The following is a 1,183-nucleotide window of genomic DNA, read 5'->3' on the forward strand; positions in this document are numbered from 1 at the left end:
AGCTTCGCATCCCCGCGTTTTGAGAGTACGATCTCTCCCTTTCGCTTACCCGACATGCTTTCGGCCAGGTTTAAACCGGCTTTTCGAAGTAACTGGCGCCCATGAGCGTATTGTCTTAAGTCACCCGCACCGGACAAAATGGCTGCAACGTAGATGGGGCCAAGGCCTTTCAGAGACCGCATTTGGTTCGCCATCGGGATCTCGCCAAGTACTGTCGCAATGTCCTTTTCGATCGTTCCCAAAATGCCGGTAATGCGTTCAAACTCTTCTACTAAGCGGTGAAGGTCCTGTTTTGCCTCCGCGAGTGCCGTCGTATCCCCGACACTTTGGCGAGCTAAGAAAATGAGTTCAGTGGCTCTCTGAATGCCTGTTGTACCGCCTGCTCGCTTCATATGCTTACGCCAACTTGTAATGACCTCGGCCGTGGATCGATCTTTGAGTTCTTGTGGGGTTGGGAATTCTTTGAGTGTCGCTAACGATCGAGGGCAGGTCCAATCTTTAAAGACCGAAGCATATTCAGGGAAACGAATATCCAACCAGCGAATAATTCGGTTCTGCAGCCGGACACTATTCGTAACCCAAAATTCTCGATCGCTCATGATCGTGCGTAGTCTTTGGAAGTCGGTAGCTTGGCGCGTGTATTCGTAATAATAGCCGCGGCTTACGACATCGGCGATAACAAGAGCATCCTTTGGATCGCTCTTTGAAGGGCTATTATCACGGTTTTCCTTGTTTCGTTTCGTTGTTGCCGGATTAACCAACACCACATGTATCCCCTCATCGACGAGCCAGTTGGCTAGGTTATACCAGTAGTGACCAGTTGGCTCCATGCCGATGATGATGTTCTTTAAACGATTCTTCTGTAGCAAGCCCCCCATCCACCGTCGAAGCTTTTCAAAGCCTTCTACTGTGTTTTTAAATGGTAAATGCCTATTGGAAAGGACAATACCTCGGAAGTTTGTTACTTGCGCTACATGGACGTCTTTCGCCATGTCGATACCGACAACAAGATGGGATGTGGTAATTCGTTCAATCCGTTGATTTTGCACGTCTGATTGCTTAAACTTCATAATAAGAGCGCCTCCTTGATGGTGTCGGGTTTCAAGCCCGTGGACAAACCCATCATACCGAGACGCTCCTTTTTTGACAAAGCCCATTTCTTAGGCTATACAGGAATGTTTAG

Annotated in this window: 1 protein-coding gene; it reads right to left on the bottom strand. The window is 48.4% G+C overall.

Annotated elements, in window-relative coordinates:
- A partial coding sequence (locus AC0YNZ_RS31385; RefSeq protein ID WP_475830276.1) for an IS110 family RNA-guided transposase occupies window positions 1-1,070 on the bottom strand: 1,070 nt, incomplete at its 3' end.
- Window positions 1,071-1,183: the final 113 nt, after the last annotated feature.

The sequence above is a fragment of the Paenibacillus sp. J2L1-98 genome (assembly GCF_056269405.1).